The organism is Undibacterium sp. TJN25 (assembly GCF_049339885.1).
GTDB lineage: Bacteria > Pseudomonadota > Gammaproteobacteria > Burkholderiales > Burkholderiaceae_D > Undibacterium.
On the sequence record NZ_JBMPPM010000002.1, the window covers coordinates 245,162 to 270,813 of the forward strand.

Consider the following 25,652-nt stretch of genomic DNA (forward strand, 5'->3'; position numbering starts at 1 on the left):
CGGGCAAGAAGCCCGATGCCGGGTTTACTCCCGGATTGCGCTGCGCTCATCCAGGCTACAGAGCGGTTAATATTGTTAGCGGTCTTTCAGCAGCCGGCGCAGCACCTTGCCGGCGCCAGTGGCGGGCAGTGCATCGATGAACGCCACTTCTCTCGGCGCCTTGTAGGTCGCCATGTTGTCGCGCGCCCAGGCGATGATGTCGGCGGTCTGCACGCTTTGGCCGGGCTTCAGCACGACAAAGGCTTTCACCACTTCGCCCTTGTCTGCATCGGCGATGCCGATGGCAGCTGCCTGCGCGATGGCAGGATGCTTGATCAGTATGGTTTCCACTTCTTCCGGAAACACGCTATAGCCGGATACCTTGATCATTTCCTTGAAGCGGCCGATGAAATTCAGGTAGCCGTCCGCATCCAGTTTGCCCATGTCGCCGGTATAGACCCAGCCGTCGCGCAGCGTCTGGGCTGTGGCCTCCGGCTTGTTCCAGTAGCCTTTAAAGACGCCGGGGCTGCGCAGCACGATCTCACCGATGTCGCCGGTGGCGCACTGCAGCCGGGTATCGGGATCGATGATGCGAATTTCGCAACCGGTAATCGGCTTGCCCTGCGTGCCCCAGCGTATCGCGTCCAGCGGCATATAGGTATCCAGCGTATGCGTCTCGCTCAGCCCGTAGGCAGCTTCCGCCATGCCGCATTGCGGCACATGCTGTTTCCATTGATCGGCCAGTGCTTCGGTGAAGGTAATGCCGAAGCTGGTGACGAGGTTGGTGCGCAGGCTGGACAGGTCGAACTCCCTGATGGACGGCACCTGCATCAGCGCCACGTTCATCGGCGCGATGCTGTACCAGTAGCTGACCTTGTACTGCTGCACGGCCTGCAGCACCGCCAGCGGATCGAAACGGTACAGCAGCACGCAGGTGGCTCCGGAATAGATTGTGCAATTCACGCCCATGATCATGCCGGCGATGTGGTACAGCGGCGCTACTGCCAGCAGCACATCGTCGATGCCGATATTGCCGTTGGTGACGCCGGCCGCTGTTTTGTACACTGCATTGCGGTAGCTCAGCATGGCGCCTTTTGGCAGGCCCGTGGTGCCGGATGTGTAGGTCATCAGCGCGACGTCGTCCATGGACAGCTCAGGCTGCGGCGATTCGCCCCCGGCATTGACTGCCTGCAGGAAGTCAATCACGCCGGTGTGGGTTTCTACGGACGTTTTGCCCTTGTCCCGCATTGCCTGCAATTCGGCGGGCAGGGTGATGGGAGCAGGGACGGGCTGTTGCGGCAGCAGGTCTGCATAGTTGACAGAAAAAACGTGCTGCAGTGCCGTCTTGCCGCGCACCTTGTCCACCACTGGCAGCAGATTGTCCGCTGCAACGATGACGCGTGCCTGCAGGTCGTTGAGCTGGTATTCCAGCTCATGTTCCTTGTTCAGCGGGCCGCAGGGGCAGACAATGGCGCCCAGCTTTTGTATGCCGTAATGCGCCATCACGTATTGCGGGCAATTGTTCATGAACAGCACGACCGGGTCGCCCGGCCTGATGCCGAGTTCATCCAGCCTGGCCGCGAAGGCATCGCTGGCGCGGTCCAGCTCAGCATAACTGATGGGCTGGCCGTACCAGACATAGGCGGGTTTGTCTGGCTGATTGCGCGCATGCTGGCGCAAATGTTCATGCAAGGGCTTCATTTGCTGGTCTCCATACTTTTTTGCATATTATACTCACTAGTATAATAAATCTACCAATGAGTATAAATCGTTACCGGATGGTGTAAGCTGACGGAAAAAACACCGTGAAGAAGAATTAAACGATGAATACCGCTGCACACCCTGCTATCCCCGGCCTGGGCAGGCAGAAGACCTCCACTGCCGGCAGCGATGAAAAGCGCGAGCGTATCCTGAAGGCGGCCGAGGCCCTGTTTTTTGAGCAGGGCTATGCCAGCACGACGATGGACCAGATCGTGCAGGCGCTGGGAGTGACCAAGCCCTTTGTCTACTACTATTTCCGCAACAAGCTGGAAATCTTTGAAACCCTGTCCTGGCGGCCTACGCTGGCCTGCCTCAGCACGATGGACTTTCCAGAAATCGATACGCGCGCCGCGCATGAAAAGATCACGGATGGCATCCGCGACCTGATCCGGGCTACGATCAGCCACTATCCTTCCGCTTTTTTCGGCTACCGCGAACCGCAGGTCTATAGCGCCGCCTACAAAGACAGGCTGAACACGCTGGCCCACCATTTCTACGACAGGCTGTGCGCCTTGCTGGAAGAAGGGCGGCGAGACGGCATGCTGGACTTTAACGAAACCAGGGTGACGGCGCTTGCCGCATGCAGCTTGCCGGGTTTTTTGTATACATGGTACCGGCCGGACGGCCGCCTGGGCGAGGAGGAAATGGTGCAGGAACTGTCCCTCCTGGCATGGCGTGTGCTGGGGCTGCGCGCTGACACACCATGAGGTGACATGCAAGGCAAGGTGGCTTGGCGCAACGGCGGCGCGTATCTGCTATTCATGTTGCGAAGTTTGCCCATCCGTGGCAGGATTCGCTGGACAGAATCGCAACTGTTGCCGGAGCTGATTTCTTCAGCAGCGCCGGACGCGAACGAGTCTGCCCGGAATACGCTGTGAGATATTCAGCGGGCGTAACGCTATCGTGGGAATGGCAAAATGAATACTGAGGTAGTGGCTTCGTTCATCATGAGCGAGGGGCGCGTTGCACGCGGCAGCATGTTTTACCGCCTGCTGATTGCGGGTGTGCTGTGCACGGCGTTCGGCATGCTGGGCGGCGAGCTGGCTGGGAGTTACGGCAGCGCCGTGTTTGCGGCGGCGTTCCTGTGGTGCGCCTGCGCGGTGTTTGCGCAGCGGCTGCATGATATCGGCCGTTCCGGATGGACGCTGCTGGCGGCGCTGGTTCCTGTGCTGGGGCCGATATGGCTGCTGACGCAACTGCTGAAGCGCGGCGTGGAAGGACCTAACCGCTATGGCAAAGATCCGATGGCCCGCAGCGGCTACCTGTCCGTCGATATCTCACTTTAATCTCCTATGCCTACAGTCAACGACGTTACCCAGCTCAACCGCATTCCGGTTTTTGCGATTGCCACGCCCCATGCAACGTCTGATGTCCAGGCCATACTGAAAGACTCTTCCTTTCCGGTGTCGGTGGGCGGCGGGCATTTCAGCATGGGTGGCCAGACCGCCAGCCACGGCAGCCTGCATCTGGACATGCGCGAGATGAACGAAGTGCTGAACTTCGATCCGCAGGCCAGGACGATACGCGTGCAGGCCGGCATACGCTGGTGCGACATCCAGAGTTTTGCCGATCCGCACGGGCTGGCGGTGAAAATCATGCAGACCTATGCCAACTTCACCGTGGGCGGTTCGCTGTCGGTGAATGCGCATGGCCGCTACATCGGCCTGGGGCCGGTGGTGCTGTCGGTGCGCAATATCGTGCTGGTGCTGGCCAGCGGCGAGGCCGTCAACGCCAGCCCTGCGGAAAATAGCGAGCTGTTTTATGCGGCGATAGGCAGCTACGGTGCAATTGGTATCATCACCGAAGTGGAGCTCGACCTGGTCGAAAACATCCGCGTGGAGCGACGCAGCACCAAGATGCCGACGGCGGCCTATCCGGCCTGGTTCGATGCCAATGTGCGGCACCGCGAAGATGCAGTGTTCCATAATGCCGACCTGTATCCGCCGTTGTACCAGAGAGCGCGCGCGGTATCCTGGTTCAAGACCGAGACGCCGGCTTCTACTCGGCACCGCCTGCAGGCTCTGCGCCGTATCTATCCGCTGGAAAAATACTTCCTGTGGGCGATTTCGGAGACGCCGATGGGCAAGCTGCGGCGCGAGTACCTGATCGATCCCTTGCTGTTCTTGTCCAGCAAGGTGCACTGGCGCAATTACGAAGCCGGATACGATACTGCGGAACTGGAGCCCTTGGGCCGCAGGCGCCGCACGTATGTGCTGCAGGAATATTTCGTGCCCTACGACCGCCTGCTGGACTTTGTCCCGCGCATGGCGGCGGTGCTGAACAAGCACAAGGTCAACATGATCAATATCTCGATCCGCCATGCGCTGGCAGATCCCGGCACGCTGATGGCCTGGGCGCGCGGCGAGACCTTTGCCTTTGTGCTGTACCACAAGCAAAGGACGCGCGACAACGCCAAGGAGCGCGTTGCGGTGTGGACGCGCGAGCTGATCGATGCCGTCATCGATTGCGGCGGCACCTATTATCTGCCTTACCAGCTGCATGCCACGGCCGAGCAGTTTCATCGTGCCTATCCGCGGGCGCGCGAACTGTTCGAAGTCAAGCGCTACCTGGACCCCGGCTACCGCCTGCGCGGCGCCTTATGGGATAAATACTACCTGCCGACGCTGATGGAGGCCGACGCAGGAAAGTCGAAACAGGCCTCCAGTTCCCTGTTCCATTCGGTCTATAAGGATGTGCGGCATGCAGATAAATTCTATGCCTTCCTGCAAAACATTTTCCACCTGTATCCGGAAGACAGGCTGCACACGCTGATCAAACAGTCGGTGGCACAGCACGATAATGATGAAGCGATCTACCGCGCGGTGCAGGCAGGCTTGCCGGAAATAACACCGCCGCTGTCGCTGCTCCGTTATGCGCTGCCGTCGCTGCGGGAGCAGAAAGAGGAGATGGGGCGCCAGACCGCAGAATTGCTGGGCAAGAAAGCCAAGTTTGCCGATTACGTGGAAATCGGCAGCACGGGGCGCTATGTGAATGCCTTGCGCAAGCACTTGCGGCTGTCCGGCGGCGTCACGCTGGTGCACGACAAGGAAGCTGGCAATTCCCCTGTAGATATCGTCGAGCGCGGCCAGTTACGCAAGATAGGCGGCTTTGTGCCGCTTAACGATTATGCGCCGCTGGACCTGCCGGCCGAAAGCGCCGACCTGATCAGCTGCTACGCCGGACTGCACCACATGGAGCCGGAAAAACTCGGCCCTTTTCTGCAGTCGATAACCAGGACGCTGCGCCCGGGCGGCTACTTCATTTTGCGCGACCATGATGTAACGACGCCGGAGCTGGATGCCTTTGTCAGCCTCGCACATTGCGTGTTCAATGCGGGGCTGGGCGAATCCTGGGCCACCAATGCCGCCGAACTGCGTTTTTTCCAGAGCCTGGATACGTGGATACAGCGCGTCGAAGCGGCAGGCATGCAGCATACCGGCGGCAAGATGCTGCAAGCCGGAGACCCGTCGGACAATGTGCTGCTGGCTTTCCGCCGCGCAGAGGCGGGCTGAGGTGCGGCGCTTGCGTCTTGCCGGTGCTGTGCGGTTTTTGCATCTGGTGCTGCTTGCCGCTGTATTAATGGCAGGCATGGCCGGCAGCAGCCTGCTGGCGCGCGCCGAAGGCGGCAGCGTGATAGAGGAGCAGGAGCGCAGGGGTGTGGAACAGACCTTCTTGACCTTTCCGGAATGGTTCCTGGTGCATAGCCCGGCCGAGTTTGCGACCGAAATTGCCCGCCATCCGGCACATGAATTTCCGTTTGCCGGGCATATAGGCCAGTTGTGGTCCAGCTATGCCAGCGTCATCGGTGAGCAGCTGCGGCAGGATTATCCGGCCAACCCCGGCTACCATGTGATGATCGTCGTCATTGCCGGCAGCACGACGCTGGAATACGGGCTGCGCTGGGTCTATGAAAATACGGTGGGCAGGCTGAGCTGGGCCTTGTCGTCGCGCCAGCTCAGCGAAGAAGACCATTATGCTGCCGTCGTCGCGCAGGACTATGTCGACTTCATCCGGCAGGAACCCTGGTACCTGTATGACTTCGGCGCAAAGCTCAAGGGGCTGTGGACCACGGTACCGGCCTTAGGGCCGGACATGGTGCGCAAATGGGAGCGCCGCTATGCGCTCAGCACCGAATACCTGCTCAAGGCTGCCTATGGCAAGCTGATAGAAAAAGCCACGCGCGCTACCTATACGCCTGCGCTGATGACGACACGCGTGCTGGTGGACCATTTGCCTGGCGAGCTGGACGTGGACAAGGTGAAGCTGCTGCGTCGCCTGCCGGATGGCAGCGCGGTGCTGGATCTGCCGCGCTATTACGATTTCCGCGTGGCGGCAACGTCGCTGGCGGAGCAGGGCATCAAACTGCTCGATATCGCCGGCAACCAGTCGGTGATCCTGGTCACGGTATGGGCAGATGCGGATTTCAAGGATCCCCATCTGCGCGTACTGTTTGAACAGCCGCTGATCACGATGCCGGGCAAGAAGCGGGTGGCCCTGGTAGTGCCGGTGCGCGATCTGTCGGAGTTCCTGCTGATCGCGCCCAAGCAAGGGCTGCGGGTAGAGCATGTCTATGATTATTGACGCTGCATGAACGGGCCGCAGCACCTGCGGGCCGCTTGCTGACTTTGGGAAGTATCAATGAAATCGATTTTGAATGTACTGGGCATCCTGCTGATGCTGTTGGGCGGCATCTGGTTCTTGCAGGGCGTTAATATCCTGCCGGGCAGTTTCATGACGGGGCAGGTGCAGTGGGCCATCAACGGTGGCGCCGTGTTCGCCACCGGATTGATTGCGTTCATCGTTGCCCGCAAGGTGGGCAAGGGCAAGAAAAAATAGGCGACGGGTATTTATTGCAGCGCGTTTGGCACGCAACGCAAATTCCGTAGTCGCGGGGTTAATGCTAGTATTAGCAGGTTAGGCTTTTTTAGCGAGAGCGGCGTACCGCCTTCACTGTTTTTTCCGTAGCTGTTTTCGAGCCGCTGCCTTGTTGCCCAGTATCCATCGGCATTTCCAGCTGGTGCAGCAAGCTGTCAGGCGATGATCAGGCGCTATTGCGCCGGCGCCGGATGCCGGAAGATAAGATATCCATGTATTGTTAAGTGTTTAGATGAATTCCATTCTGTCTCCTTTTTCCAACATCAGTTCTCATGTGCAGGATATCCTGACCATGTACCTCGTGCCGATCGGCGTGGCGGTCGTCATTGCGATCACGATCGTGCTGTTTGGCCTGGGCAGGGGGAAAAGCAGTGCGGGCGCAGAAACCATTCCGGCTGACATGGACAATGAACGCAGCCCGGAACCGGATACCGTGCCGGCGCCGGCTGCCGATGCAACACCGGATGACGGCAAGCTGGCAATCCTGATCGTTGATGATTCTGCCGTTGCCAGGGCCAAGCTGGGCAAGCTGTTCCAGGCCAACGGCTACCATGTCGTCGTTGCCAATGACGGCTTGCAGGCGCTGGAAAAATTGTCCGCCACCTTCTTTTCAGTGCTGATCACCGACCTGGAAATGCCCAACATGAACGGGTTGGAACTGATCGCATCGGTGCAGGGCAGCCTGGAAACCGAAGACCTGCCTATCATCGCCATTACCGGCCATGATGAATTGCAGGCGCGCGTGCATGAATACCAGGGCCTGTATGGCATCTTCAAAAAACCCTGGCACGACAGGGAATTGCTGAAGCGGGTGGAAACCCTGGCCCAGTTGCGCCAGTCTCCCGCCAATGCACCGCGGCGGCGCAAGTCCGATATCCACGCTTAAACTTCTCGCTGTTTTCGTGGCGGCATTGCGCGCATATTTCTGCATGGCATTGTCTTTTGCTTTGCCCTGCGCTGCGCGTTTGATACGCTTAGTTGTTTTTCTAGTAATCGGTGATTTGTTCTGGACAAGCAACAGGATTCATTTTAAGCTCTTGTATGGCCTGTCGGTTTGCTACTTTTTTTGTCTCGCTGCATGCAGGGAAACGGGACGGAAGCAAACCAAAAGCCAGATAGAGTGAATGTATTCACCTGATTTTTCTGCCAGCAAAGATGACGCCCGCAATGCCTTTCCACGATGAAATCGTCCGTCTGTTGACCCAGTCGGAACTGCCTGAAGGGCTATATTACCGATTTGCAATGATCAACAACCACGGCGCCGCTTACCAGTGGTCGGTGCAGACGCACTGGTGCGGCTATACGGAAGGCAAGGAGCGGCGCGAAATCCACGAAGGCACGCTGTATCACGGCGCAGAAGAGCGCCGGCGACTACATGAGGCCGGCTATCCGGCGCTTATCATCAACGATGAAGCGGACATCAAATATTTTCATGCCTTTGGCGGTTATGCGCTGATCCTCAAATCGATTGCCGAAAAACGCTTTTCCTACCATATTGCGCCGCGTATCAGTACCGCCAGTTCCAGTGGCCGCGTCCATCATCTGGATGCAGCGGCCGCTGCATCGGCGCAAATGCAGGTCGATGCCTCTGCGCCCAGCCGCAAGCTGCGTCTGGGCATATTTCGCGGACGCCGCCGCTGCCTGATCTGCGGGCAATCGCCTTCGCACTACCTGAACGTGGAATTTAATAGCAGGGAATCGGTGACCTGGGGGCCGGGCGGCGGGCATGGCGAGCGCAACAGCGTCATCATCTGCAAGGATTGCCATGACGCGCTGGAGCCGCATATGGACTTCAAACTGATAGGCTTGCTGCGCGAGAAATATCCACGCATTTCCACCAAATATTTCGAAGATGTGATGCGCTACCAGACCTGGGTCAAGGACCACATGGGCAAACTAGGCTAGCCGGGTAATGCTGAGCGTGCTGTCTGCCGATTTGCCATTTTCCGGCAGCGTTTGCACCGTGCCGCTGACGTTAAAGCGGGTGGCATTTTCTACCCAGTGATAGCAGCCGTCCAGATGTGTGATGCCTTTGTGCAGCGCCAGCGTTACCTGGTATTCTCCCGGCGGCAGCCAGGCTTCGAAGTGGAAGGCCAGTTCCAGGGGCATTCCAGCCTTCACGGCAATCGGCAGGTTCTGCAGCCTGGTATTGCTTCCGCAGGCAGTGTTGCCGCGACTGTCGCGCACGCCTATCCCCACGGTGAGGTCTTCTTCCTCAATGAACGCATGGCAGGTTAATTGCACGGTCACCGCTTCTCCGACGCTGATGTTTGGCGAACGGCTTTGTTGCCCCAGGCAACTGGCGGATAGCAGTTCTATTTGACGAGTGCCAAAATTGGCTGCTGCATCCTTGGCGTCTTGCTGGATGAGTTTAGGGGCGTTCCTGCCACTTTCATCGCGTCTCTGGCTGAGTGTCAGAAAGCTGGAAATCTGGTGGCGCTGCTCCTGGAATCTTTGCGCGGCCCATTCGCACAGTGCGTGGTCGACCCGGTTCTTGGCCCTGATATGATTTGCCAGCGCGGCGGGTATGTCGCCTTCCAGCTTGCGGTCCCGGGTGACGTTCAGCACAGGCAGAATCTGCCTGGGCAAACCCAGATCCTGGCAATAGGTATCGATGAAACCTTGTGTATCCGAGACAACGCCAACCAGGTCGTATTCTTCCAGGCTGCTGATGGCAGTTTCCAGCAAGGCCGATTCACTCAGCGTTTCCGGGTCGTCGCACAGGCGACGCGCAAAATGCGTCGCCTGGAAATTGACATAGCTGCGCAACACATCGGGGCTTTTGTCGGCCAGGTAATCTTCGAGTTCATAATTGACGGCCGCGATCACGACTGGATCCGTCATGCTTCCTTCGAGCACTTGTTCGCGATGCGCGCGATGGAAATAATATTGCGACAGAAACCTGTCCACCGGATCGCGCAGCAGCGTGCAGTAATACCAGTCGGGCGCCAGGGTATCACCGGGAAAAAACCAGATATGCGATCCAATGAGGCGGCGCATGCCTGCGGATGCAATCAGCACATGGTGAGGATAGGAGACGCCGGGCAATTCACCTCGCTCGCCGATGGCAGCAGCCAAGGCTTCCTTGACGCTGGTTCCTGCGGTTTTGGGAATATGATCGAATATTGTTTTCGTCATGATCTGATAAAAAACGAAGTAGAAGGGCAGCGTCCCGCGAACCAGGCACGCACGGCTATTCCGATCATGTTTCTGCCGGCTTGGTGCACTGTGAGGCCTGCACAGTGATGCTTGGCCGCATGCAATGTGCATCTAATCAAATAAGTATATAAATTATATGAGCACCAATAGTGCTTTACGGAAGCTTTTACAAAACATTACTTTTCTCTTTCCCCGCCATACAAAACGATACTTTCCCGTTGCTTTATTTTTCAATGGCAGCGTTGATGCGGCGGTAGAAAACTGTTAGGAATGTTTGCAGGTAATGTTTTTGGCGCGTGGCCGGTAGGACGCTAATCTGAAAAAATGGGGAGGATTCAATTTTCCCGCGCGAGCACTCGCAGCGCCTGTTCCGACCATTCCACCCACAGGCTTTCATGCATGATGCCGGCGCGGAGCACCAGATGCTGCAGCTGCGCTTCCCGGGAGTTTTTTTCGGGTGGAAAGTCATCTGCTTCCAACTGCTGGTACAGCGCCAGCTTTTCCCTGTGCATGTCCATCCTGCGCTGTATGTCACTCGCCAGGGAGGTTGGACCTATGACGGCTTCCGCGCGCAGCCTCAGCATCAGCTCGTCGCGCAGCGGTTTCGGGTCCTGGCTTGCGCCGGTCCAGCGCTGCAACTCTTCGCGGCCTGCAGGCAGCACACGATATACCTTTTTGCGCCCGCGGCCCGATTCCGGCGGCAGCGATTCCAGCCAGCCGCTTTCTTCCAGCCGCCCCAGTTCACGGTAGATCTGCTGATGCGTGGCATGCCAGAAAAAACCGATGGAGCGGTCGAAGCGCCGCGCCAGCTCGAAGCCGGAGCACGGCTGCTCCAGCAGCGATGTCAGTAGCGCGTGAGGCAGGGACATAAGGTTGCGCTTACTCGGATTTTTCCGGTTTGGCAGCCTTGTACGCGGGCAGGTGCTGGCCCAGGCGCTTGCCCATTTCCTGGCCCAGTGCCTGCAGGCCGCTGAGTGGCCGTATCATCACTTCGAACTCAGTGATCTTGCCCTGTTCATCGAAACGTATCAGGTCTATGCCTTTTAACTGCTTGTCGCCGACGTTGGCGCTGAATTCAAGCACGATGTTCAGGCCGTCATCCGACGACAGCTCGCGGTGGTAGGCAAAGTTCTCAAACACGTCGATGACCGTACCCAGCACCAGCACGACTGCATCGGCAGATTTATACGGCGAGTTGGCCATCGGCGAGCGGAATTCCGCCTGGGGATGGACGATGCCGGGCAGGGCGGCCATGTTCTTGTCTGCTACCATCGTATGCCATGTCGCCAGCGAGGCCGCTACGGCGGGTTTCAGATTATTCAGTTTGCTCATGTTGTTCTCTCTTTGCGAATAATTTGCAGTGTTATTTATATGGTCGCGGCGAGCCGCGTTCCCTGGTTGATGGCGCGCTTGGCATCCAGTTCGGCCGCCACATCGGCGCCGCCTATCAGGTGCACGCTGCAGCCCGCTGCCTGCAGGTCGGCATACAGTTCGCGGCGCGGCTCCTGGCCTGCGCACAGAATCACATTGTCCACCGGCAGCAGTTGCGGCTGGCCGTCTATCGTCACATGCAGGCCCGCATCGTCCACCTTGTCATAAGTGACTGCCGGTATCATCTTGACGCGGCGCGCCTTCAGCGACGTACGGTGGATCCAGCCGGTGGTCTTGCCCAGGTTGTCGCCCACCTTGCTTTCCTTGCGTTGCAGCAGGAAGATGGTGCGCGGAGATTTTTCCGGCTCCGGTTCGCGTATGCCGCCGGCCACGGCGTAGCTGGGATCGATGCCCCATTCTGCATAAAATTTGGATGGGTTAATGCTGGGGCTGTCGCCTGAGTGCGCCAGGTATTCGGAGACGTCGAAGCCGATGCCGCCGGCGCCGATGACGGCAACCGCTTTGCCGACCGCTTTGTGGTCGCGCAGCACATCCAGATAACCCATGACCTTGGCGTGATGCACGCCCTCGATTTGTGGAATGCGCGGCAACACGCCGGTGGCAAGCACGACTTCATCGAATTTTTCTTTCGCCAGTTCAGCGGCGCTGACCCGGGTATTGAGTTTCAGCGTCACGCCCTTCAGGTCCAGCTGCTTGCGGAAGTAGCGCAGCGTTTCGTAAAACTCTTCCTTGCCCGGCACCTGTTTCGCAATATTGAACTGGCCGCCGATCTCCTTATCCGCCTCGAACAGCGTCACATCATGGCCTCGCTCGGCCGCGGTGACCGCAAAGCTCAGTCCGGCAGGGCCGGCGCCGACGACGGCAATGCGCTTGGGTTTTTCCGTCGGGGCAATCAGCAGCTCGGTTTCATGGCAGGCGCGCGGATTGACCAGGCAGGAAGTGATCTTGCCGCCAAATGTGTGGTCCAGGCAGGCCTGGTTGCAGCCTATGCAGGTATTGATTTCGTCGGCCTTGCCCTGTTCCGCCTTGCTCACAAAGAAGGCGTCCGCCAGCAGCGGGCGTGCCATCGATATCATGTCGCAGAACCCGTCGGCGATCAGCTGTTCGCCCACTTCCGGCGTGTTGATGCGGTTGGTGGCGATCAGCGGCACGCCTACATGGCCTTTCAGTTTTTGCGTGACCCACGCATACGCTGCGCGCGGCACCTTGGTGGCGATGGTCGGGATGCGCGCCTCATGCCAGCCTATGCCGGTATTGATGATAGTGGCGCCTGCCGCTTCGATGGCCTTGGCCAGCTGGATCACTTCTTCCAGCGTGGAGCCGCCTTCCACCAGGTCCAGCATGGATAAACGGTAGATGATGATGAAGTTGGGGCCAACTTTTTCCCGCGTGCGGCGCACGATTTCGACAGGGAAGCGCATGCGGTTTTCATAGCTGCCGCCCCAGGCGTCCTGCCGCTGGTTGGTGCGGGCGGCAATGAACTCATTGATCAGGTAGCCTTCGGAGCCCATGATCTCCACGCCGTCGTAGCCGGCATACTGGGCGAGGGTGGCGCATTGGACGAAGTCGGCGATGGTTTGTTCCACCTCGTCGGTGCTCAGCTCATGCGGCACGAAGGGATTGATCGGCGCCTTGATGGCGCTGGGCGCCACCAGCGACTGCTGGTAGGAATAACGTCCGAAGTGCAGTATCTGCATTGCGATCCTGCCGCCTGCCTCATGCACCGCCGCGGTCACGGTTTTGTGGTGGTCTGCTTCTACTTCTGTCGTCAGCTTGGCGCCTCCCTGCATGGGGCGGCCGCGGTCATTGGGCGCAATGCCGCCGGTAACGATCAGGCCCACGCCGCCGCGCGCGCGCTCCGCGTAGAAGGCGGCCATGCGCTGGAAACCATTGGGCACTTCTTCCAGGCCCACATGCATGGAGCCCATCAGTACGCGGTTTTTCAGGGTGGTAAAGCCAAGATCCAGGGGCTGGAGCAGATGGCGGTAGGCTGTCATGACGCGTCTCCTTTTGTGTTGGTGTGATTTGCCGGGTTATTTTAGGACGCATTCTTGATTTATGCAACCAGTTGCATAAAGAGGCGAAAAAACACATCAAATAGGCCTGGCCCCAGTTTTTAGAAGAAAATCAGGGGAGGGTGTAGTCGAACTCGTAGAAATGCTTGCCATCGACAATGTCGATTTTCATCCGGCCTTCCAGCCCCGTCAGCTCGCCTGCGCCTGAATCGGGCACCACGCTGACGGTAAGCTGCGGCGTGCCGCGGGTCATGGTGCCGCTGTGCTGCAATACGAAGCTGCCGCTGCGGCCCTGCAATGTACCTGTCACCTGTTCGATGGCGACATAACCGGCCGAGCCTTTGACATTGCCCATTGCCGCCAGCATTTCGCCCAGGCTGTGCGCATCCAGCTCGCCGTGAAATTGCTTGTCAATGGACATGCGGCCCGGCACGGCATCCGCCGATTTGCCGGGCGTGGCCTGCGGAGTGATTTTCACGTCGAAGCTGCCGCTGATATGCTGGGTCATGCTGGTTTCCTTTCATCTGAGGGGATGCGATACGCTGGTGCCCAGGCGCAGGCCGGGTGAGGCCTCCTTCTCTATCATAGCGCCTATCGTGGTGTCTGTCGTGGCCTGATATGCAGGCGCTGCTTGATTTTCCTGTTGTGCTCAGTCATCATGGTTGCCTGATTGGGATAACCGAAAAAAAACCGCCGTGAGTACACCTGAGCCATTGCCGCAAACTCCGCTGGACCAGCATCCTTCCCGCATCCGTTTCCTGGACGGCTTGCGCGGCCTTGCCATTTTAATGGTCGTGCTGTTCCACGCGTATGCGCGGTGGTCTGATCTGTATCCGTACGGCGCCAGGTTTGCCGGCGTGCCTGTGTTTGCCTACGGCATGCTGGGCGTACAGCTATTCTTCATCATTTCCGGTTTTGTCATTTTCATGACGCTGGAGAAATGCACGACTTTCCTGTCTTTCGTGCTGAAACGCTGGCTACGGCTGTTTCCGGCGATGCTGATCTGCTCGCTGTTTATCTTCGCAACGGCAAGCCTGTTTGTGGAAAGGCCGGCCGGCGCACCGGTGCTCAGGGATCTGCTGCCGGGGCTGAGCCTGGTGGAGCCTTATGTGTGGAGCAAGCTGCTGGGCTCGCCGCAAGGCGCGCTGGAAGGCGTGTTCTGGTCGCTGTATGTGGAAGTTAAATTTTATGTGCTGTTTGGCCTGATGTATTTTGCATTGGGCGGCCGCAAGGCGATTATCGGACTGGCGCTGCTGTTTTTTGCCAGTGCGCTAGGCAATGTGGCAATCCAGTCCGGCATGGCGGCTCCGCAGGGCATGCTGGCTCATGCCGCCAGCCTGCTGTACTGGTCGGGCGCGGAGCACTATGGCTGGTTTGCGGCAGGCGCCCTGTATTACCTGGCGTTCAAGCAGAAAAGCCGGCGCATGCTGGGCCTGGCGATAGGCGTGGCCTGCATTGCCGCGCTGGTGCGCGAAGGCGCCGTTGCCGACAAGATTGCTGCACTGATGATCGTGCTGGCATTTACCATGGCTATTGTCAGCAGCCGTGTACAGCACCTGCTCAATCTGCGAGTGCTGGCATGGCTGGGCGTGATCAGCTACCCGCTATACCTGCTGCACGAAAACATGATGGTAGCAATGATCATCAAGGCCGGGAAATATGCGCCGTGGATGCCGCACCTGCTGATGCCGGTGCTACCTGTGTTGCTGATAGCCGCGCTGGCGGCGCTGGTGGCGCGGGCGGGGGAGCCATGGCTGAGGCAGCTGCTGCGGGCGGGCGTGCTAAGGATAGCGCCCCATTCATGGGCGCTATCCTGAGTTTTTTGGTCGATTAGTCTGGCTTGAGAATTTTTGCAATCGGGCTAAAGCGCAGGCGGTGCGCATCCGGCAGGCCGGTTCCCAGCAAGGGGCGCAGATAATTCAGGAAGGCATCCGTGACGCCAGTGCCACCCGCGTTGATGAATTCATCTTCCATCACGCGCGTTTTCCCAGCCACGGCTTCCAGCGGCAATAGCTCGTACTCCACCGAATATGCCCCGTTGCGCTTGATCGCCACCGAGCCATCGCGCTGGCCCCACATGGCAAATTGCACCGCTTTTTCACCGACCTCGCGCGCCTCGCGCTGATCGACGTCGGACACGCAGCCGAGGAAAGAGCGCTGCAGGTAGCCGAAGGTGTCGCCGCGCACGCGCTTGATGTTCAGCTTTTCCTTGATCTCGTCGCACAGCAGATCGGCCAGCGCTCCAGTGCCGGACAGCTGTACGTTGCCATGCGCATCGCGCTCCACCTCCTTGCTCAGCAGCGTGGCGATGGCTGCGCCCGAGGCATCATGTATGCCTTCTGACACAGCGACCACGCAGCGGCCGTAACGCGAGTAAGTTTGCTTGACGTCTGCCAGAAACTGCTCCATCGAAAAATCGCGTTCCGGCATGTAGATCAAATGCGGGCCATCATCGGGAAATTTGCGGCCCAGCGCGGAAGCGGCGGTCAGGAAGCCTGCATGGCGTCCCATGACCACGCCAATATAGGCACCCGGTAACGAGGCATTGTCCAGGTTGGCGCCGGCAAAAGCCTGTGCGACAAAGCGCGCAGCGGAAGGGAAGCCGGGCGTATGGTCGCTGCCGACAAGATCATTGTCGATGGTCTTGGGGATATGGATGCAGCGCAGCGGATAACCTTCTTTTTGTGCTTCCAGGCTGACGATGCGCACCGTATCTGAAGAGTCATTGCCACCGATGTAAAAGAAATACCCGATCTCATGCGCGCGCAAGACCTTGAAGATTTCCTTGCAATATTTGTCGTCGGGCTTATCGCGGGTGGAGCCCAGCGCGGAAGAGGGGGTGTTCGCCACCGCCTCCAGGTTCAGGGTGGTTTCCTGCGTCAGGTCAACCATGTCTTCGTTGATAATGCCGCGCACGCCATGCCGGGCGCCGTAGACACGCTCTATCACAGGAAAGCGGCGCGCTTCCAGTACCACGCCCGCCAGCGACTGGTTGATGACGGCGGTAGGTCCACCACCTTGTGCGACCAGGATTTTTCCGGATGCCATATTCTTCCTTTACGGTATGAAATGCAATCAATCGCAGCTTTTTTCGCTTAAGCAGCTGGCAATGGTCATGCCATTCTACCTGACGCGCGCATGCCGGGGCCAGCGCCAGGTATTGCCTGGACATTGCTTGCCGCGCAGACGCCAGGCTGCTACGATATTTTGCGAACCTTCTTCAACCTGCTGATGAGGACCAAGCCATGCGACTGAATCATCTGGATATTCCCGTCACCGATGTCGCCGCGACGCGGCATTTCTTTGAGGCCATGCTAGGGTTTCGTCATCTGCAAACGGTGGGCGCGGACGAGATGGCAATACTGATGGATGAGTCCGGCTTTGTGCTGGTGCTCAACCGCCTGGTCACCGATGACATGCAGGCGTTCCCCAGGGATTTTCATATCGGCTTCCTGCAGAAAGACGAACAGGCCGTGCGTGAGCTGCATGAAAAATTTACCGCTTCCGGCATGGAGTCGGTGTCCCGCCTGGAGAACTCCGACAACAGCTCGGCGTTTTATTTTGTGGCTCCCGGCAATATTAATGTCGAGATCAGCTGGCGAACCTGACGCTGCTGCCAGTGTCGCCTTTGATTGAATGGACAAAGCCCACGCCGCTTGCTAGACTTTTTCACGATAGCAAAGCCACCTTCGATGATCACGACCCGATTGGGACATGCCACATGCCTGAGCAAAGCCCGACGATACCGCAGTATCTACGCCGCTACACCGACTTGCCTGCCTTGCTGTATCTGCTGAAAGAAAAAAAGATCACGCTGCTTGATCCTGCCAGTTGGGATGACAGCAACGATTCGCACTATCTGTCACGCTACAAGGAAAAGAAGGAACTCGGCAGCGTGCTGGCGGTGTGCTTTTCCCAGGCGGAAGAAACCTATCACCATTGGCGCGTGTTTTCCGGTAACGCGTCCGGCATTTGCATACGCTTCAAGCGCGAACCCTTATTGCGCGCGCTGCGCAAGCAGCAGGGCTTGATGCTCGGCGAGGTCAATTACATGGCACTGGCGGAAGCCAGGAAGTCATTGCCCGCCATCGCTGCCTTGCCTTTCATCAAGCGCGCCGCCTTCATTGACGAACGGGAATTCCGTGCCGTTTTTGAATCCGGCGCCGCATCTCTGCACAGCCTGGATGTGGCGATCCCTCTCAGCTGCATAGACCGCATCTCTTTGAGTCCGTGGCTGCACCGCAACCTGGCGGACGCCGCCAAGGAAGCCATCAAGGGCATAGACGGTTGCGCAGGGCTCAAGGTCTACCGCTCCACGCTGATCGGCAATGAAGAATGGAAGACCATAGGCGGTAGCGCCTGCTGACGCTGCATGCGCTGGGCAACGCCGATGCCGTCAGGCTATACTTGTTGTTCCGGTTCGGCCGCCTGCTTGTTTTGCTGCCGGAATCAAACATAAAAATGAGATAGAGGGACACGCAATTGGATACAGCAACACATAAGCTGGACAGCGCGCAGGCCGTGCATGCGCTGGATATCGCTACTGCACTCGTGCGCCAGCCGGACGGCAGCTTTCTGGGCAGCACCAGTCCTGCCTACGGCAATATGGTGGGGCCTTTTGGCGGCGTTACTGCAGCCACGCTGCTGCAATCCGTTATCACACATCCCGAGCGCCTGGGTGAGCCTGTTGCGTTGACGGTCAATTTCGCCGGCGCGCTCGCCGACGGCGAGTTCAGTATTATTGCCGAACCGGTGCGCACCAACCGCTCCACGCAGCACTGGGTGTTACGTTTGCTGCAGGCCGGCGAGACGGCGGCCACTGCTACTGTTGTCACGGCCACTCGGCGCGATACCTGGTCGGCCACTGATGCGCTATTTCCGCAGGTGCCCGCTGCGGCAGAGCTGGCGAGAACGCCGCCCATAGAGCGCGCCGCGTGGACCCGGCAATACGATATGCGCTTTGTGCGCGGCGGCCCGAATCCGGACGGCGGATGGACGCCGGGCGCGGACGCCGACACCGAAAGGGATTCTATCAGCCAGCTGTGGATACGCGACGAGCCGCCGCGTTGCCTGAATTTTGTATCGCTGGCGGCAATCTGCGACGCGTTTTATCCAAGGTTGTTTGCGCGCAGGCCCAAGTGGGTGCCAATCGGTACGGTGTCGCTGACGACTTATTTCCACGCCGATTCGGGCATGCTGTCCGCGGTGGGTAGTCATGCTTTGCTGGGAACTGCCCGCGCCCTGAGCTTCAGCAACGGTTATTTCGACCAGACCGCCGAAGTCTGGAGCCAGGAAGGACGCCTGCTGGCGAGCAGTCACCAGGTTGTGTATTACAAGGAATAGTCAGGGAAGACGGTTCAAGGTTGCCAGCGGAAGTGATCGATTTCTCCGCTATCCATTTTTCTTGCCATCCTTGCTTTTCATTTGGAGGTCAACTTGCCTATAGTGTAAAGGGCAGGAATTCTCTTGCCCGCGCATTGCATGGAAAGGGCTGCAAGTGGAAAAGCCGGTAGGAGTTGCACAACAGGCCGAAGTCGGTAGCGCGGAAGCCATGAACCTGAATGCATTGGGCGATTATTCCTTTTGCTATGGGAGTTTGCTGATGCTTGCGCTGTTAGGCGTGCTGGCATTGATGATTGTGCTTGGCATGCCTGTCTACGGCAGGGCGGGGCATTTAGGTGCGGTGGACATTTTCAACGTGCTCAGCAGGCTGAGTGCCGGCATGCTTTTACTCCTTGCTGCGTATGCGGAATATTGCAGGATGCACAGCAGCGGCAAGGTTCGGCTGAGTGCCGGTGTGCAATTGTTTGCGCTGGCGATTGTATTCTGGTGTGCCGGGTTCAGTAACGCGGATGCCGGAACCGCAGTCGTGCATCTGCTGGGCTGGCTCGGCAGCACATGCTCAGTAGCATGCGGTACCATATTTTTCTAAAGCGTTGAGGAGGCGCATCGGCGCGCCGCTGTTTCTTTTTTGATCAGATCATGTCGAACAGCGACGTAGGCTGGCCGTCTTCCAGGCCTGTGATGCCATTGAACTGCGTGCCCTGCTTGGTGTAAAAATCCGCCAGCGCGTTAGCCTGGGCAGTCAGTGCTTTGGCAACGGTATCTTTTTTGGTGTTCAGCGTATCGATGTCCTTATTGACTCGTGTGCTGTCCTTGGCAATGCTGCCGTCGCTGGCAGTGATGGCCGCAATCTGGCTCGACCAGCGGTCGGCGATGCCTTTGCCGTTATCGGTGAACAATTTGGCGACGGTGTCAGGATCGGTATTGATGGCGTTCTGCAGTTTTGTCTTGTCAACCTGCATGTCGCCGTTGCCGGCGATGCTGATGCCGATTGCCGATAGCGAGCCGCTGAGGCCGCTGATTGTTGATGCGAGCTGGGTTTTGACCTGGTCCACGACGGCATCCGATTGGAGGGCGCCCTGTTTCAGCGAATTGAGGCTGGAGTTCAGCGCATTGTAATTGGTGACGAGCATGTTGACGTTGCTGGCGATCTGCGAGGAATCCTGCACCACGCTCAGCGTGCTGGTGCCGCTTGCTTTCAGCGTCAGGTTGATGCCCGCCAGACTGCCCTTGCCGGCGATGGTGTTGCTGGGGCTGCTGGCAGCCACGCCGTCCACCGTATATTGCGCGTCCTGCGCAGTGGAGGTCTGGCTCATTCCTTTTGCGCCTGCGGGATCGAACCCCAGCAAGCCTTTCAGCGACGGGTCGCCGTCTGTGCTGATCCGCATGCTGCCGGCAGCGCCGACGGGGGAGTTGAGCACCAGTGCATAGGCATCGCCTTTTTGCACTACGCTGGCCTGCACGCCGACATTGGCTTTGTTGATTGCCGCAGCCACATCCTGCAGGCTGGCGCCGTCAGGGATGGAAATGGCCTTCGCTGTATCGCCATTCGGCGTGAATTTGCCGCCCGAAGTGATGCCGAATTCGATATTGATGGTAGACGTAGTGCCGTTGGGATTGCCCGGTCCCAGGGCTGCAGTGGCGCTGGAAATGCTCTTCGACGTCAGCGTTTGCGCCTGCGCCAGCTGCTGCACATTGATCGCATAGGTTCCGGACAGGCTGCTGCCGGTGCTGCTTGCCGTCAATATGGATTTGTCCGACGAGGTGGCGGCTGCCAGCATGCCGGAGCCGGACACGGAATTTGCCATGCCCTGAAATGTCGCCAGCAAACTGCTGAGCTTGCCCAGGCCGGAAAGCGTGGTTTGATCCGTTGCAATGGCGGCATTCAGTTTGGGTGCGATCGTATTTTGCGATTGCATCATCTGGCTGACCTGGTTATAGACCGCAGCCGACGCGCCGCTGGTGCCAGTGCTTGTGCTGGGAGGTGTGTAGCCTGGAGTAAAGCTTGCAATTCTCATATCTTTTATCCGGTGAAGTGCAATGCCGCGCCTGCTGTTGATACTGGCAAGACGCATTTGCAATAGTCTTCAGCATTATACAAGTTGCAAGATAAGCCTAAGTGAAGAATAGGCCGGCAATCCAGACTCAACTCTTACATTTGCCATTATTTGTCGCTATTTGTCATTATTTGCTATTGTCGCAGACGCTTTTTACAGCATTGTTACCGTTAACATTTTGTGCGCAGGGCAGGGAAGAAATGCTAACATATCGGGTTAGTTACCTTGCGGTAATTTTTAATGCGATTTCAGTGTTTTCAGTGTCTTTGTTGACGTCTTGCGCCTGGAATTTACGATCGAGATTTGGATGTTGGCGCTTTTGGGGCATCCATCACCAAGCTTCCGCAAGTAAGCACTATAAATAAGCGCCAAAAATAAAGCGGGGCAAAGACCCTTGACCATAATGTATGAACTGTTCCTAGCTCGGGATGAAAAATGAATATTAAAAACATTGGTATCGGTAAACGCCTGGGATTGGGCTTTGCCGTTATTCTCGCCTTTTCGATGCTTATCACCGCCATTGGTATCTGGCGCTTGCAGACCGTTGCCGGCGCTACGCGGGAAATGATGCAGCTTCCGCTGGCCAAGGAAAGGATGATTTCCGATTGGTATAGCAATCTGCATAGCGCTGTCAGCCGCACGACGGCGATCGCCAAAAGCAGCGATGCTGCGTTGGGTCCTTATTTCAAGGAAGCCGCTGCAGCATCTTCCAAGGCGTCCGCAGAATTGCAAGGCAAGCTGGAACCGCTGGTGTCCGGGGAAGAAGAGACCAAGCTGTTCAAGCAGATAGGCGAGTTGCGCAAGGTATACTTGTCTTCCCGCGATGAAGCCGCCAAGTTCAAGGCAGCGGGCCAGGTCGAGGATGCGGAGCGTGTATTCTCGCAAGTGTTTGTGCCAGGTGCGGCGCGCTACGAGGGCCTGATGCTGGACTGGGTCAAGATGCAGCGCGACACTATCGATGCATCAGCCAAGAAAATCGACGAAGTCGCCAGCACGGCAACGAGACTGCTGCTGTTGCTGGCGGTGCTGTCGCTGGTTTTTGGCGTCGTATGCGCGTGGTTGCTGACAACGGGCATTACACGTCCGCTGAAAAATGCCGTCGATGCGGCGCGGCGGGTGGCCGGCGGCGACCTGACCGGTGAAATCTCTGTGGAGTCGACCGATGAGTCCGGCCAGCTGCTGCAGGCACTGAAAGAAATGAATGGCAGCCTGCTCAGCATCGTCACCGAAGTGCGCAGCGGCACCGATAACATCGCCATCTCATCATCCGAGATCGCCGCAGGCAACCAGGACCTGTCATCGCGCACTGAGCAGCAGGCAAGTTCGCTGGAAGAGACGGCCTCGTCGATGGAGGAGCTGACTTCCACCGTGAAGAACAATGCCGACAATGCGCGCCAGGCCAACCAGCTGGCTGCGTCTGCCTCCAGCGTCGCGGTTCGCGGCGGCGATGTGGTGGCGCAAGTAGTGGGCACGATGGATTCCATCAACGATTCATCGAAGAAAATTGTCGACATCATTTCCGTCATTGACGGGATTGCATTCCAGACCAATATCCTGGCGCTGAATGCAGCGGTGGAGGCCGCGCGTGCAGGCGAGCAGGGACGCGGCTTTGCGGTGGTGGCGACCGAAGTGCGCAACCTCGCGCAGCGCTCTGCGTCGGCAGCGAAAGAAATCAAGACGCTGATCGGCGATTCTGTCGAGAAGGTCAATATCGGCACCAAACTGGTGGCCGAAGCCGGCACGACGATGCAGGAAATCGTCAGCAGCGTGCAGCGCGTGACCGATATCATCACTGAAATCACCGCCGCCAGCAATGAGCAGAGCGTGGGCATAGCGGAAGTCAATACCGCCATCGGCCAGATGGACCAGGTAACGCAGCAAAATGCCGCGCTGGTGGAGGAAGCCGCTGCCGCAGCCGAATCCATGCAGAACCAGGCTGCGACGCTGGCGCAGGTAGTCAGTGTGTTCAAGGTGAACCAGCTGGCAGTGCCTGCATCGGGCGTCAGCCGTCCGGCAGCTTCGCGTCCGGCAGTGGCCAGGGCACCGGCAACGAACAAGACAGCCAGCCGGCCGGCGCCTAAACGTCTGGCGGCGGCGAAACCTGCCGACGATAACTGGGAAGAGTTCTGATAAGAAGCCGAGCACTACCTTCCTTATGAAACCGCCTTGCCGGCGGTTTTTTTATGTACATGCCCATCGCCGCCGGACCTCATACTGACTGCAAGCTAGCCGTCCGGTGGTGGGCAGATGGACTATACTTTCCTGCTTAACGAGTCGTTTTATATAATTATCATGATATCCCTGCAAACTGCCGTTACCTTCTTCGGACTCTCCGTATTGCTTGGCCTGAGCCCCGGGCCTGACAACGTATTTGTGCTATTGCAGTCGGCGATGCGCGGCCGCAAGGCTGGCATGTTTGTGGTGCTGGGCCTGTGTACCGGACTGCTGGTGCATACCAGCGCGGTGGCGCTGGGCCTGGCCGCCGTGTTCGCCGCATCGGCGACGGCGTTCACCGCGTTGAAGCTGTGCGGTGCGGCTTATCTTATCTATCTGGCATGGGGCGCCTTCCGCGCGCCGGTCGGACAGCTTAGCGCGGGCAGCATGGAGCCCACCAGCGCGGCGCGCATGTACGGCCGCGGTGTGCTGATGAACATTACCAACCCCAAGGTGGCGATCTTTTTCCTGGCCTTCTTGCCACAGTTCGTCAACCCGGCGGCAGAGCATGTCGGCTGGCAAATCGTTTGCCTGGGTTTTGTGTTCATGCTGGCAAGCTTGGTAACTTTTGGCGCCATTGCCTGGTTTGCTGCGTCGTTCGGCCAATTTTTTCAGCGCTCACATCGCGCGCAGCGCATATTGAACTGGATGGCCGGCACAGTCTTTGTGGGGCTTGCCCTACGCCTGATATGGTCCCAGCGCTAGCAAAAACCGTGTGCGAATAACGAACACAAAAGCAGCATTCGCTTAAAGATGGGCTAAGCCCTTGCTTTGCAAGCCTATTTTACTGTCGCGGGTTTTATAACCGCAGGCGCGGCGTTCTCTCCTAGCGGCGCGGATATCCGGAAATACGATGCGCCTGGTTTGCGGTATTCCACACGGGCCACGCGCCGGGTGAAGATGCCGCAGTAAATTTCAAATGATTTAATTCCTATAAATCAATCACTTATTGGGATTTCCGCTGCGGGGACTTCGGCATTGCCATGGCTGGCATGAAGCCTGCATTGGAATGCGGAATAATTCAATCAACAGGAGACGGCAATGCCCGATAAACCCTTACCCGCCTTGAATCCGCCTGCAGGCAAGCGCTAAGCGGGATACACTTCATTTACCCAAGAACGAGACCGGTATGCCCTCGCTGGCACGCTGTATTCCGGCATTGCGGCCATTACGTCGCATCCCGGCTGCCGTGGGCAGCGCGTCCGCGTATGCGGGCCATCTAGCCACGGCAATTTACTTCAGGAGACTCCATGTCCAATATTGATATCACCATGACCACTAACGCCCATGCGGAAAAACGCGCCGACGAGCGCCGCCGTATATTCGCGATTCTTGCCGCTTCGTCCGGCAACCTGGTGGAGTGGTTCGATTTTTATGTTTACTCATTTTGCGCCATCTATTTCGCGCCGGCCTTTTTCCCGAAAGGCGATCCGACCACGCAATTACTGAATACCGCCGGCGTGTTTGCCGCCGGCTTTCTGATGCGGCCGATTGGCGGCTGGCTGTTCGGCCGCATTGCGGACAAGCATGGGCGCCGTACATCAATGATGATTTCGGTGCTGATGATGTGCGGCGGCTCGCTGCTGATCGCCTGCTTGCCGACGTATGCTTCCATCGGCGCGCTCGCGCCTGCGCTGCTATTGCTGGCAAGGCTGTTCCAGGGCTTGTCGGTAGGCGGCGAATACGGCACCAGCGCCACCTACATGAGTGAAGTGGCAATCCGCGGCAAGCGCGGGTTTTACTCCTCTTTCCAGTATGTGACGCTGATTGGCGGCCAGTTGCTGGCGGTCGTGGTGCTGGTCATTTTGCAGCAGTTGCTGACGGTGGACGAGTTGAAATCATGGGGCTGGCGCATTCCGTTTGTGCTGGGTGCAATCACTGCAGTGATTGCGCTGTACCTGCGTCGGACGCTGAGCGAGACCACGACCGAGGAGCAACGCAAAAACAAGGACGCCGGCACGCTGGCGGGCCTGATGAAGCATAAAGCCGCGTTCATGACCGTGGTGGGTTTTACTGCCGGCGGTTCGCTGATCTTCTATACCTTCACTACCTATATGCAGAAATACCTGGTCAATACTGCACACATGGAAGCGAAAACTGCCAGCAACGTCATGACCGGCGCGCTGTTTGTCTACATGATCATGCAGCCGCTGTTCGGCGCCTTGTCGGACAAGATAGGCCGCCGCACGTCGATGATCTGGTTCGGCTCGCTGGCGGCGATCCTGACAGTGCCTATCCTGCATGCGCTGAAGGATGTGACCAATCCATACGAAGCGTTCGGCCTGGTCATTGTTGCGCTGGCGGTGGTGAGCCTATATACGTCGATCAGCGGCCTGATCAAGGCGGAAATGTTCCCGCCGGAAGTGCGCGCGCTTGGCGTAGGCTTATCCTATGCAGTCGGCAATGCGCTGTTCGGCGGCTCGGCGGAGTTTGTCGCGTTGACGCTGAAATCCTGGGGCATGGAATCCAGTTTCTACTGGTACGTGTCTTTCATGTGCGCGATTGCGCTAGTGGTGTCTTTCCGCATGCGGGATACCGCCAAGGAAGGTTACCTGGTGCATGTACCCTGATATAAGGAGCACTATCCAAGGAGTTCGATCATTCATGAAGCCCCAGCCACGCTGGGGCTTTTTTGTTGGAACGGCAAGGGCGCGCTGCCGGGATGCCCCGTGTCACTTCTGCCGCTTCCAGCTATACTTAACACATGCTTACATTTTTGCTACCCCTTATTATGCTCTTGCAATACAATTAACATATAGGGAAATTGTCTTTCCTGCCGAAAATACGTGATGCCCGGCCGGCTGAGGATGTAGCCGCTCGTGGCCACCGCAGCTTCTGACGCCGGATTTGCCGTTGA

23 protein-coding genes are annotated in these 25,652 nt (G+C 58.1%); 15 read left to right on the top strand and 8 right to left on the bottom strand.

Going from position 1 to position 25,652, the window contains the following annotated elements; all coding sequences use genetic code 11:
- Window positions 1-75 precede the first annotated feature (75 nt).
- Window positions 76-1,680 carry an AMP-binding protein gene (locus tag ACO0LO_RS04685; RefSeq protein WP_422963037.1) on the bottom strand — a complete coding sequence of 535 codons (1,605 nt, stop codon included), beginning with the start codon at window positions 1,678-1,680 and terminating at the stop codon, window positions 76-78.
- A gap of 122 nt (window positions 1,681-1,802) precedes the next feature.
- On the opposite strand from ACO0LO_RS04685, the gene ACO0LO_RS04690 reads away from it, so the two are divergent.
- From ACO0LO_RS04690 to ACO0LO_RS04720, 7 genes are all read left to right on the top strand, one after another.
- Window positions 1,803-2,447, top strand: a complete 645-nt coding sequence (locus ACO0LO_RS04690) for a TetR/AcrR family transcriptional regulator (RefSeq protein WP_422963038.1) — start codon at window positions 1,803-1,805, stop codon at window positions 2,445-2,447.
- A gap of 210 nt (window positions 2,448-2,657) precedes the next feature.
- Window positions 2,658-3,026, top strand: a complete 369-nt coding sequence (locus ACO0LO_RS04695; protein ID WP_422963039.1) for a DUF805 domain-containing protein — start codon at window positions 2,658-2,660, stop codon at window positions 3,024-3,026.
- Window positions 3,027-3,032: 6 nt separating this feature from the next.
- Window positions 3,033-5,252, top strand: a complete 2,220-nt coding sequence (locus tag ACO0LO_RS04700) for an FAD-binding protein (protein WP_422963040.1) — start codon at window positions 3,033-3,035, stop codon at window positions 5,250-5,252.
- Between the two features lie 10 nt (window positions 5,253-5,262).
- Window positions 5,263-6,321 carry a hypothetical protein gene (locus tag ACO0LO_RS04705; RefSeq protein WP_422963041.1) on the top strand — a complete coding sequence of 353 codons (1,059 nt, stop codon included), beginning with the start codon at window positions 5,263-5,265 and terminating at the stop codon, window positions 6,319-6,321.
- Between the two features lie 57 nt (window positions 6,322-6,378).
- Window positions 6,379-6,576: a hypothetical protein gene (locus tag ACO0LO_RS04710; protein WP_422963042.1), complete on the top strand. Its 198-nt coding sequence runs from the start codon at window positions 6,379-6,381 to the stop codon at window positions 6,574-6,576.
- A gap of 271 nt (window positions 6,577-6,847) precedes the next feature.
- On the top strand, window positions 6,848-7,501 hold the full coding sequence (locus ACO0LO_RS04715; RefSeq protein ID WP_422963043.1) for a response regulator: 654 nt from the start codon (window positions 6,848-6,850) through the stop codon (window positions 7,499-7,501).
- Window positions 7,502-7,770: 269 nt separating this feature from the next.
- A complete protein-coding gene (locus ACO0LO_RS04720; protein ID WP_422963044.1) occupies window positions 7,771-8,520 on the top strand; it encodes a hypothetical protein in 750 nt (249 codons plus the stop codon).
- Here ACO0LO_RS04720 and ACO0LO_RS04725 read toward each other — a convergent pair.
- The 5 genes from ACO0LO_RS04725 to ACO0LO_RS04745 all read right to left on the bottom strand — a co-directional run bounded on the left by ACO0LO_RS04725 (window position 8,512) and on the right by ACO0LO_RS04745 (window position 13,689).
- The gene (locus ACO0LO_RS04725) at window positions 8,512-9,753 is read right to left on the bottom strand and encodes a Wzt carbohydrate-binding domain-containing protein (RefSeq protein WP_422963045.1); all 1,242 of its coding nucleotides are present in this window, start codon (window positions 9,751-9,753) and stop codon (window positions 8,512-8,514) included. The genes ACO0LO_RS04720 and ACO0LO_RS04725 overlap by 9 nt on opposite strands.
- A 356-nt stretch (window positions 9,754-10,109) precedes the next feature.
- Entirely contained in the window at window positions 10,110-10,643 is a 534-nt protein-coding gene (locus ACO0LO_RS04730; protein WP_422963046.1) for a PadR family transcriptional regulator, read from the bottom strand.
- Between the two features lie 10 nt (window positions 10,644-10,653).
- The gene (locus ACO0LO_RS04735; RefSeq protein WP_422963047.1) at window positions 10,654-11,106 is read right to left on the bottom strand and encodes a nuclear transport factor 2 family protein; all 453 of its coding nucleotides are present in this window, start codon (window positions 11,104-11,106) and stop codon (window positions 10,654-10,656) included.
- Between the two features lie 35 nt (window positions 11,107-11,141).
- Window positions 11,142-13,163 carry an FAD-dependent oxidoreductase gene (locus tag ACO0LO_RS04740; RefSeq protein WP_422963048.1) on the bottom strand — a complete coding sequence of 674 codons (2,022 nt, stop codon included), beginning with the start codon at window positions 13,161-13,163 and terminating at the stop codon, window positions 11,142-11,144.
- 130 nt (window positions 13,164-13,293) lie between these two features.
- Window positions 13,294-13,689 (bottom strand): DUF3224 domain-containing protein, encoded by a 396-nt coding sequence (locus tag ACO0LO_RS04745; protein ID WP_422963049.1) that lies wholly within the window; start codon window positions 13,687-13,689, stop codon window positions 13,294-13,296.
- Window positions 13,690-13,876: 187 nt separating this feature from the next.
- Between ACO0LO_RS04745 and ACO0LO_RS04750 the strand changes: the two genes are divergently transcribed.
- The gene (locus ACO0LO_RS04750; RefSeq protein ID WP_422963050.1) at window positions 13,877-14,998 is read left to right on the top strand and encodes an acyltransferase family protein; all 1,122 of its coding nucleotides are present in this window, start codon (window positions 13,877-13,879) and stop codon (window positions 14,996-14,998) included.
- 13 nt (window positions 14,999-15,011) lie between these two features.
- On the opposite strand, the gene ACO0LO_RS04755 is transcribed toward ACO0LO_RS04750, so the two are convergent.
- Entirely contained in the window at window positions 15,012-16,229 is a 1,218-nt protein-coding gene (locus ACO0LO_RS04755) for a 6-phosphofructokinase (protein WP_422963051.1), read from the bottom strand.
- Window positions 16,230-16,426: 197 nt separating this feature from the next.
- On the opposite strand from ACO0LO_RS04755, the gene ACO0LO_RS04760 reads away from it, so the two are divergent.
- The 4 genes from ACO0LO_RS04760 to ACO0LO_RS04775 all read left to right on the top strand — a co-directional run bounded on the left by ACO0LO_RS04760 (window position 16,427) and on the right by ACO0LO_RS04775 (window position 19,113).
- Complete coding sequence (locus ACO0LO_RS04760; protein ID WP_422963052.1) at window positions 16,427-16,789, top strand: VOC family protein; 363 nt, start codon at window positions 16,427-16,429, stop codon at window positions 16,787-16,789.
- A gap of 113 nt (window positions 16,790-16,902) precedes the next feature.
- Window positions 16,903-17,547, top strand: coding sequence for a DUF2971 domain-containing protein (locus ACO0LO_RS04765; protein ID WP_422963053.1), 645 nt, complete (start codon window positions 16,903-16,905; stop codon window positions 17,545-17,547).
- A 116-nt stretch (window positions 17,548-17,663) separates the two neighbouring features.
- Entirely contained in the window at window positions 17,664-18,524 is an 861-nt protein-coding gene (locus tag ACO0LO_RS04770; RefSeq protein ID WP_422963054.1) for an acyl-CoA thioesterase, read from the top strand.
- A 154-nt stretch (window positions 18,525-18,678) separates the two neighbouring features.
- Window positions 18,679-19,113: a hypothetical protein gene (locus ACO0LO_RS04775; protein WP_422963055.1), complete on the top strand. Its 435-nt coding sequence runs from the start codon at window positions 18,679-18,681 to the stop codon at window positions 19,111-19,113.
- A 43-nt stretch (window positions 19,114-19,156) separates the two neighbouring features.
- On the opposite strand, the gene fliD is transcribed toward ACO0LO_RS04775, so the two are convergent.
- Window positions 19,157-20,542 (bottom strand): flagellar filament capping protein FliD, encoded by a 1,386-nt coding sequence (gene fliD / locus ACO0LO_RS04780; protein WP_422963056.1) that lies wholly within the window; start codon window positions 20,540-20,542, stop codon window positions 19,157-19,159.
- Between the two features lie 474 nt (window positions 20,543-21,016).
- Between fliD and ACO0LO_RS04785 the strand changes: the two genes are divergently transcribed.
- From ACO0LO_RS04785 to ACO0LO_RS04795, 3 genes are all read left to right on the top strand, one after another.
- Window positions 21,017-22,711, top strand: coding sequence for a methyl-accepting chemotaxis protein (locus ACO0LO_RS04785; RefSeq protein ID WP_422963057.1), 1,695 nt, complete (start codon window positions 21,017-21,019; stop codon window positions 22,709-22,711).
- Window positions 22,712-22,873: 162 nt separating this feature from the next.
- Window positions 22,874-23,500: a LysE family translocator gene (locus tag ACO0LO_RS04790; RefSeq protein ID WP_422963058.1), complete on the top strand. Its 627-nt coding sequence runs from the start codon at window positions 22,874-22,876 to the stop codon at window positions 23,498-23,500.
- Between the two features lie 545 nt (window positions 23,501-24,045).
- A complete protein-coding gene (locus ACO0LO_RS04795; RefSeq protein ID WP_422963059.1) occupies window positions 24,046-25,365 on the top strand; it encodes an MFS family transporter in 1,320 nt (439 codons plus the stop codon).
- Window positions 25,366-25,652 lie beyond the last annotated feature (287 nt).

What these genes read in the sequence shown, in the direction of transcription:
- ACO0LO_RS04685 (WP_422963037.1), bottom strand. Translation starts at nt 1,680, where the DNA reads ATGAAGCCCTTGCATGAACATTTGCGCCAGCATGCGCGCAATCAGCCA.
- ACO0LO_RS04690 (WP_422963038.1), top strand. Translation starts at nt 1,803, where the DNA reads ATGAATACCGCTGCACACCCTGCTATCCCCGGCCTGGGCAGGCAGAAG.
- ACO0LO_RS04695 (WP_422963039.1), top strand. Translation starts at nt 2,658, where the DNA reads ATGAATACTGAGGTAGTGGCTTCGTTCATCATGAGCGAGGGGCGCGTT.
- ACO0LO_RS04700 (WP_422963040.1), top strand. Translation starts at nt 3,033, where the DNA reads ATGCCTACAGTCAACGACGTTACCCAGCTCAACCGCATTCCGGTTTTT.
- ACO0LO_RS04710 (WP_422963042.1), top strand. Translation starts at nt 6,379, where the DNA reads ATGAAATCGATTTTGAATGTACTGGGCATCCTGCTGATGCTGTTGGGC.
- ACO0LO_RS04715 (WP_422963043.1), top strand. Translation starts at nt 6,848, where the DNA reads ATGAATTCCATTCTGTCTCCTTTTTCCAACATCAGTTCTCATGTGCAG.
- ACO0LO_RS04720 (WP_422963044.1), top strand. Translation starts at nt 7,771, where the DNA reads ATGACGCCCGCAATGCCTTTCCACGATGAAATCGTCCGTCTGTTGACC.
- ACO0LO_RS04725 (WP_422963045.1), bottom strand. Translation starts at nt 9,753, where the DNA reads ATGACGAAAACAATATTCGATCATATTCCCAAAACCGCAGGAACCAGC.
- ACO0LO_RS04730 (WP_422963046.1), bottom strand. Translation starts at nt 10,643, where the DNA reads ATGTCCCTGCCTCACGCGCTACTGACATCGCTGCTGGAGCAGCCGTGC.
- ACO0LO_RS04735 (WP_422963047.1), bottom strand. Translation starts at nt 11,106, where the DNA reads ATGAGCAAACTGAATAATCTGAAACCCGCCGTAGCGGCCTCGCTGGCG.
- ACO0LO_RS04740 (WP_422963048.1), bottom strand. Translation starts at nt 13,163, where the DNA reads ATGACAGCCTACCGCCATCTGCTCCAGCCCCTGGATCTTGGCTTTACC.
- ACO0LO_RS04745 (WP_422963049.1), bottom strand. Translation starts at nt 13,689, where the DNA reads ATGACCCAGCATATCAGCGGCAGCTTCGACGTGAAAATCACTCCGCAG.
- ACO0LO_RS04755 (WP_422963051.1), bottom strand. Translation starts at nt 16,229, where the DNA reads ATGGCATCCGGAAAAATCCTGGTCGCACAAGGTGGTGGACCTACCGCC.
- ACO0LO_RS04760 (WP_422963052.1), top strand. Translation starts at nt 16,427, where the DNA reads ATGCGACTGAATCATCTGGATATTCCCGTCACCGATGTCGCCGCGACG.
- ACO0LO_RS04765 (WP_422963053.1), top strand. Translation starts at nt 16,903, where the DNA reads ATGCCTGAGCAAAGCCCGACGATACCGCAGTATCTACGCCGCTACACC.
- fliD (WP_422963056.1), bottom strand. Translation starts at nt 20,542, where the DNA reads ATGAGAATTGCAAGCTTTACTCCAGGCTACACACCTCCCAGCACAAGC.
- ACO0LO_RS04785 (WP_422963057.1), top strand. Translation starts at nt 21,017, where the DNA reads ATGAATATTAAAAACATTGGTATCGGTAAACGCCTGGGATTGGGCTTT.
- ACO0LO_RS04790 (WP_422963058.1), top strand. Translation starts at nt 22,874, where the DNA reads ATGATATCCCTGCAAACTGCCGTTACCTTCTTCGGACTCTCCGTATTG.
- ACO0LO_RS04795 (WP_422963059.1), top strand. Translation starts at nt 24,046, where the DNA reads ATGTCCAATATTGATATCACCATGACCACTAACGCCCATGCGGAAAAA.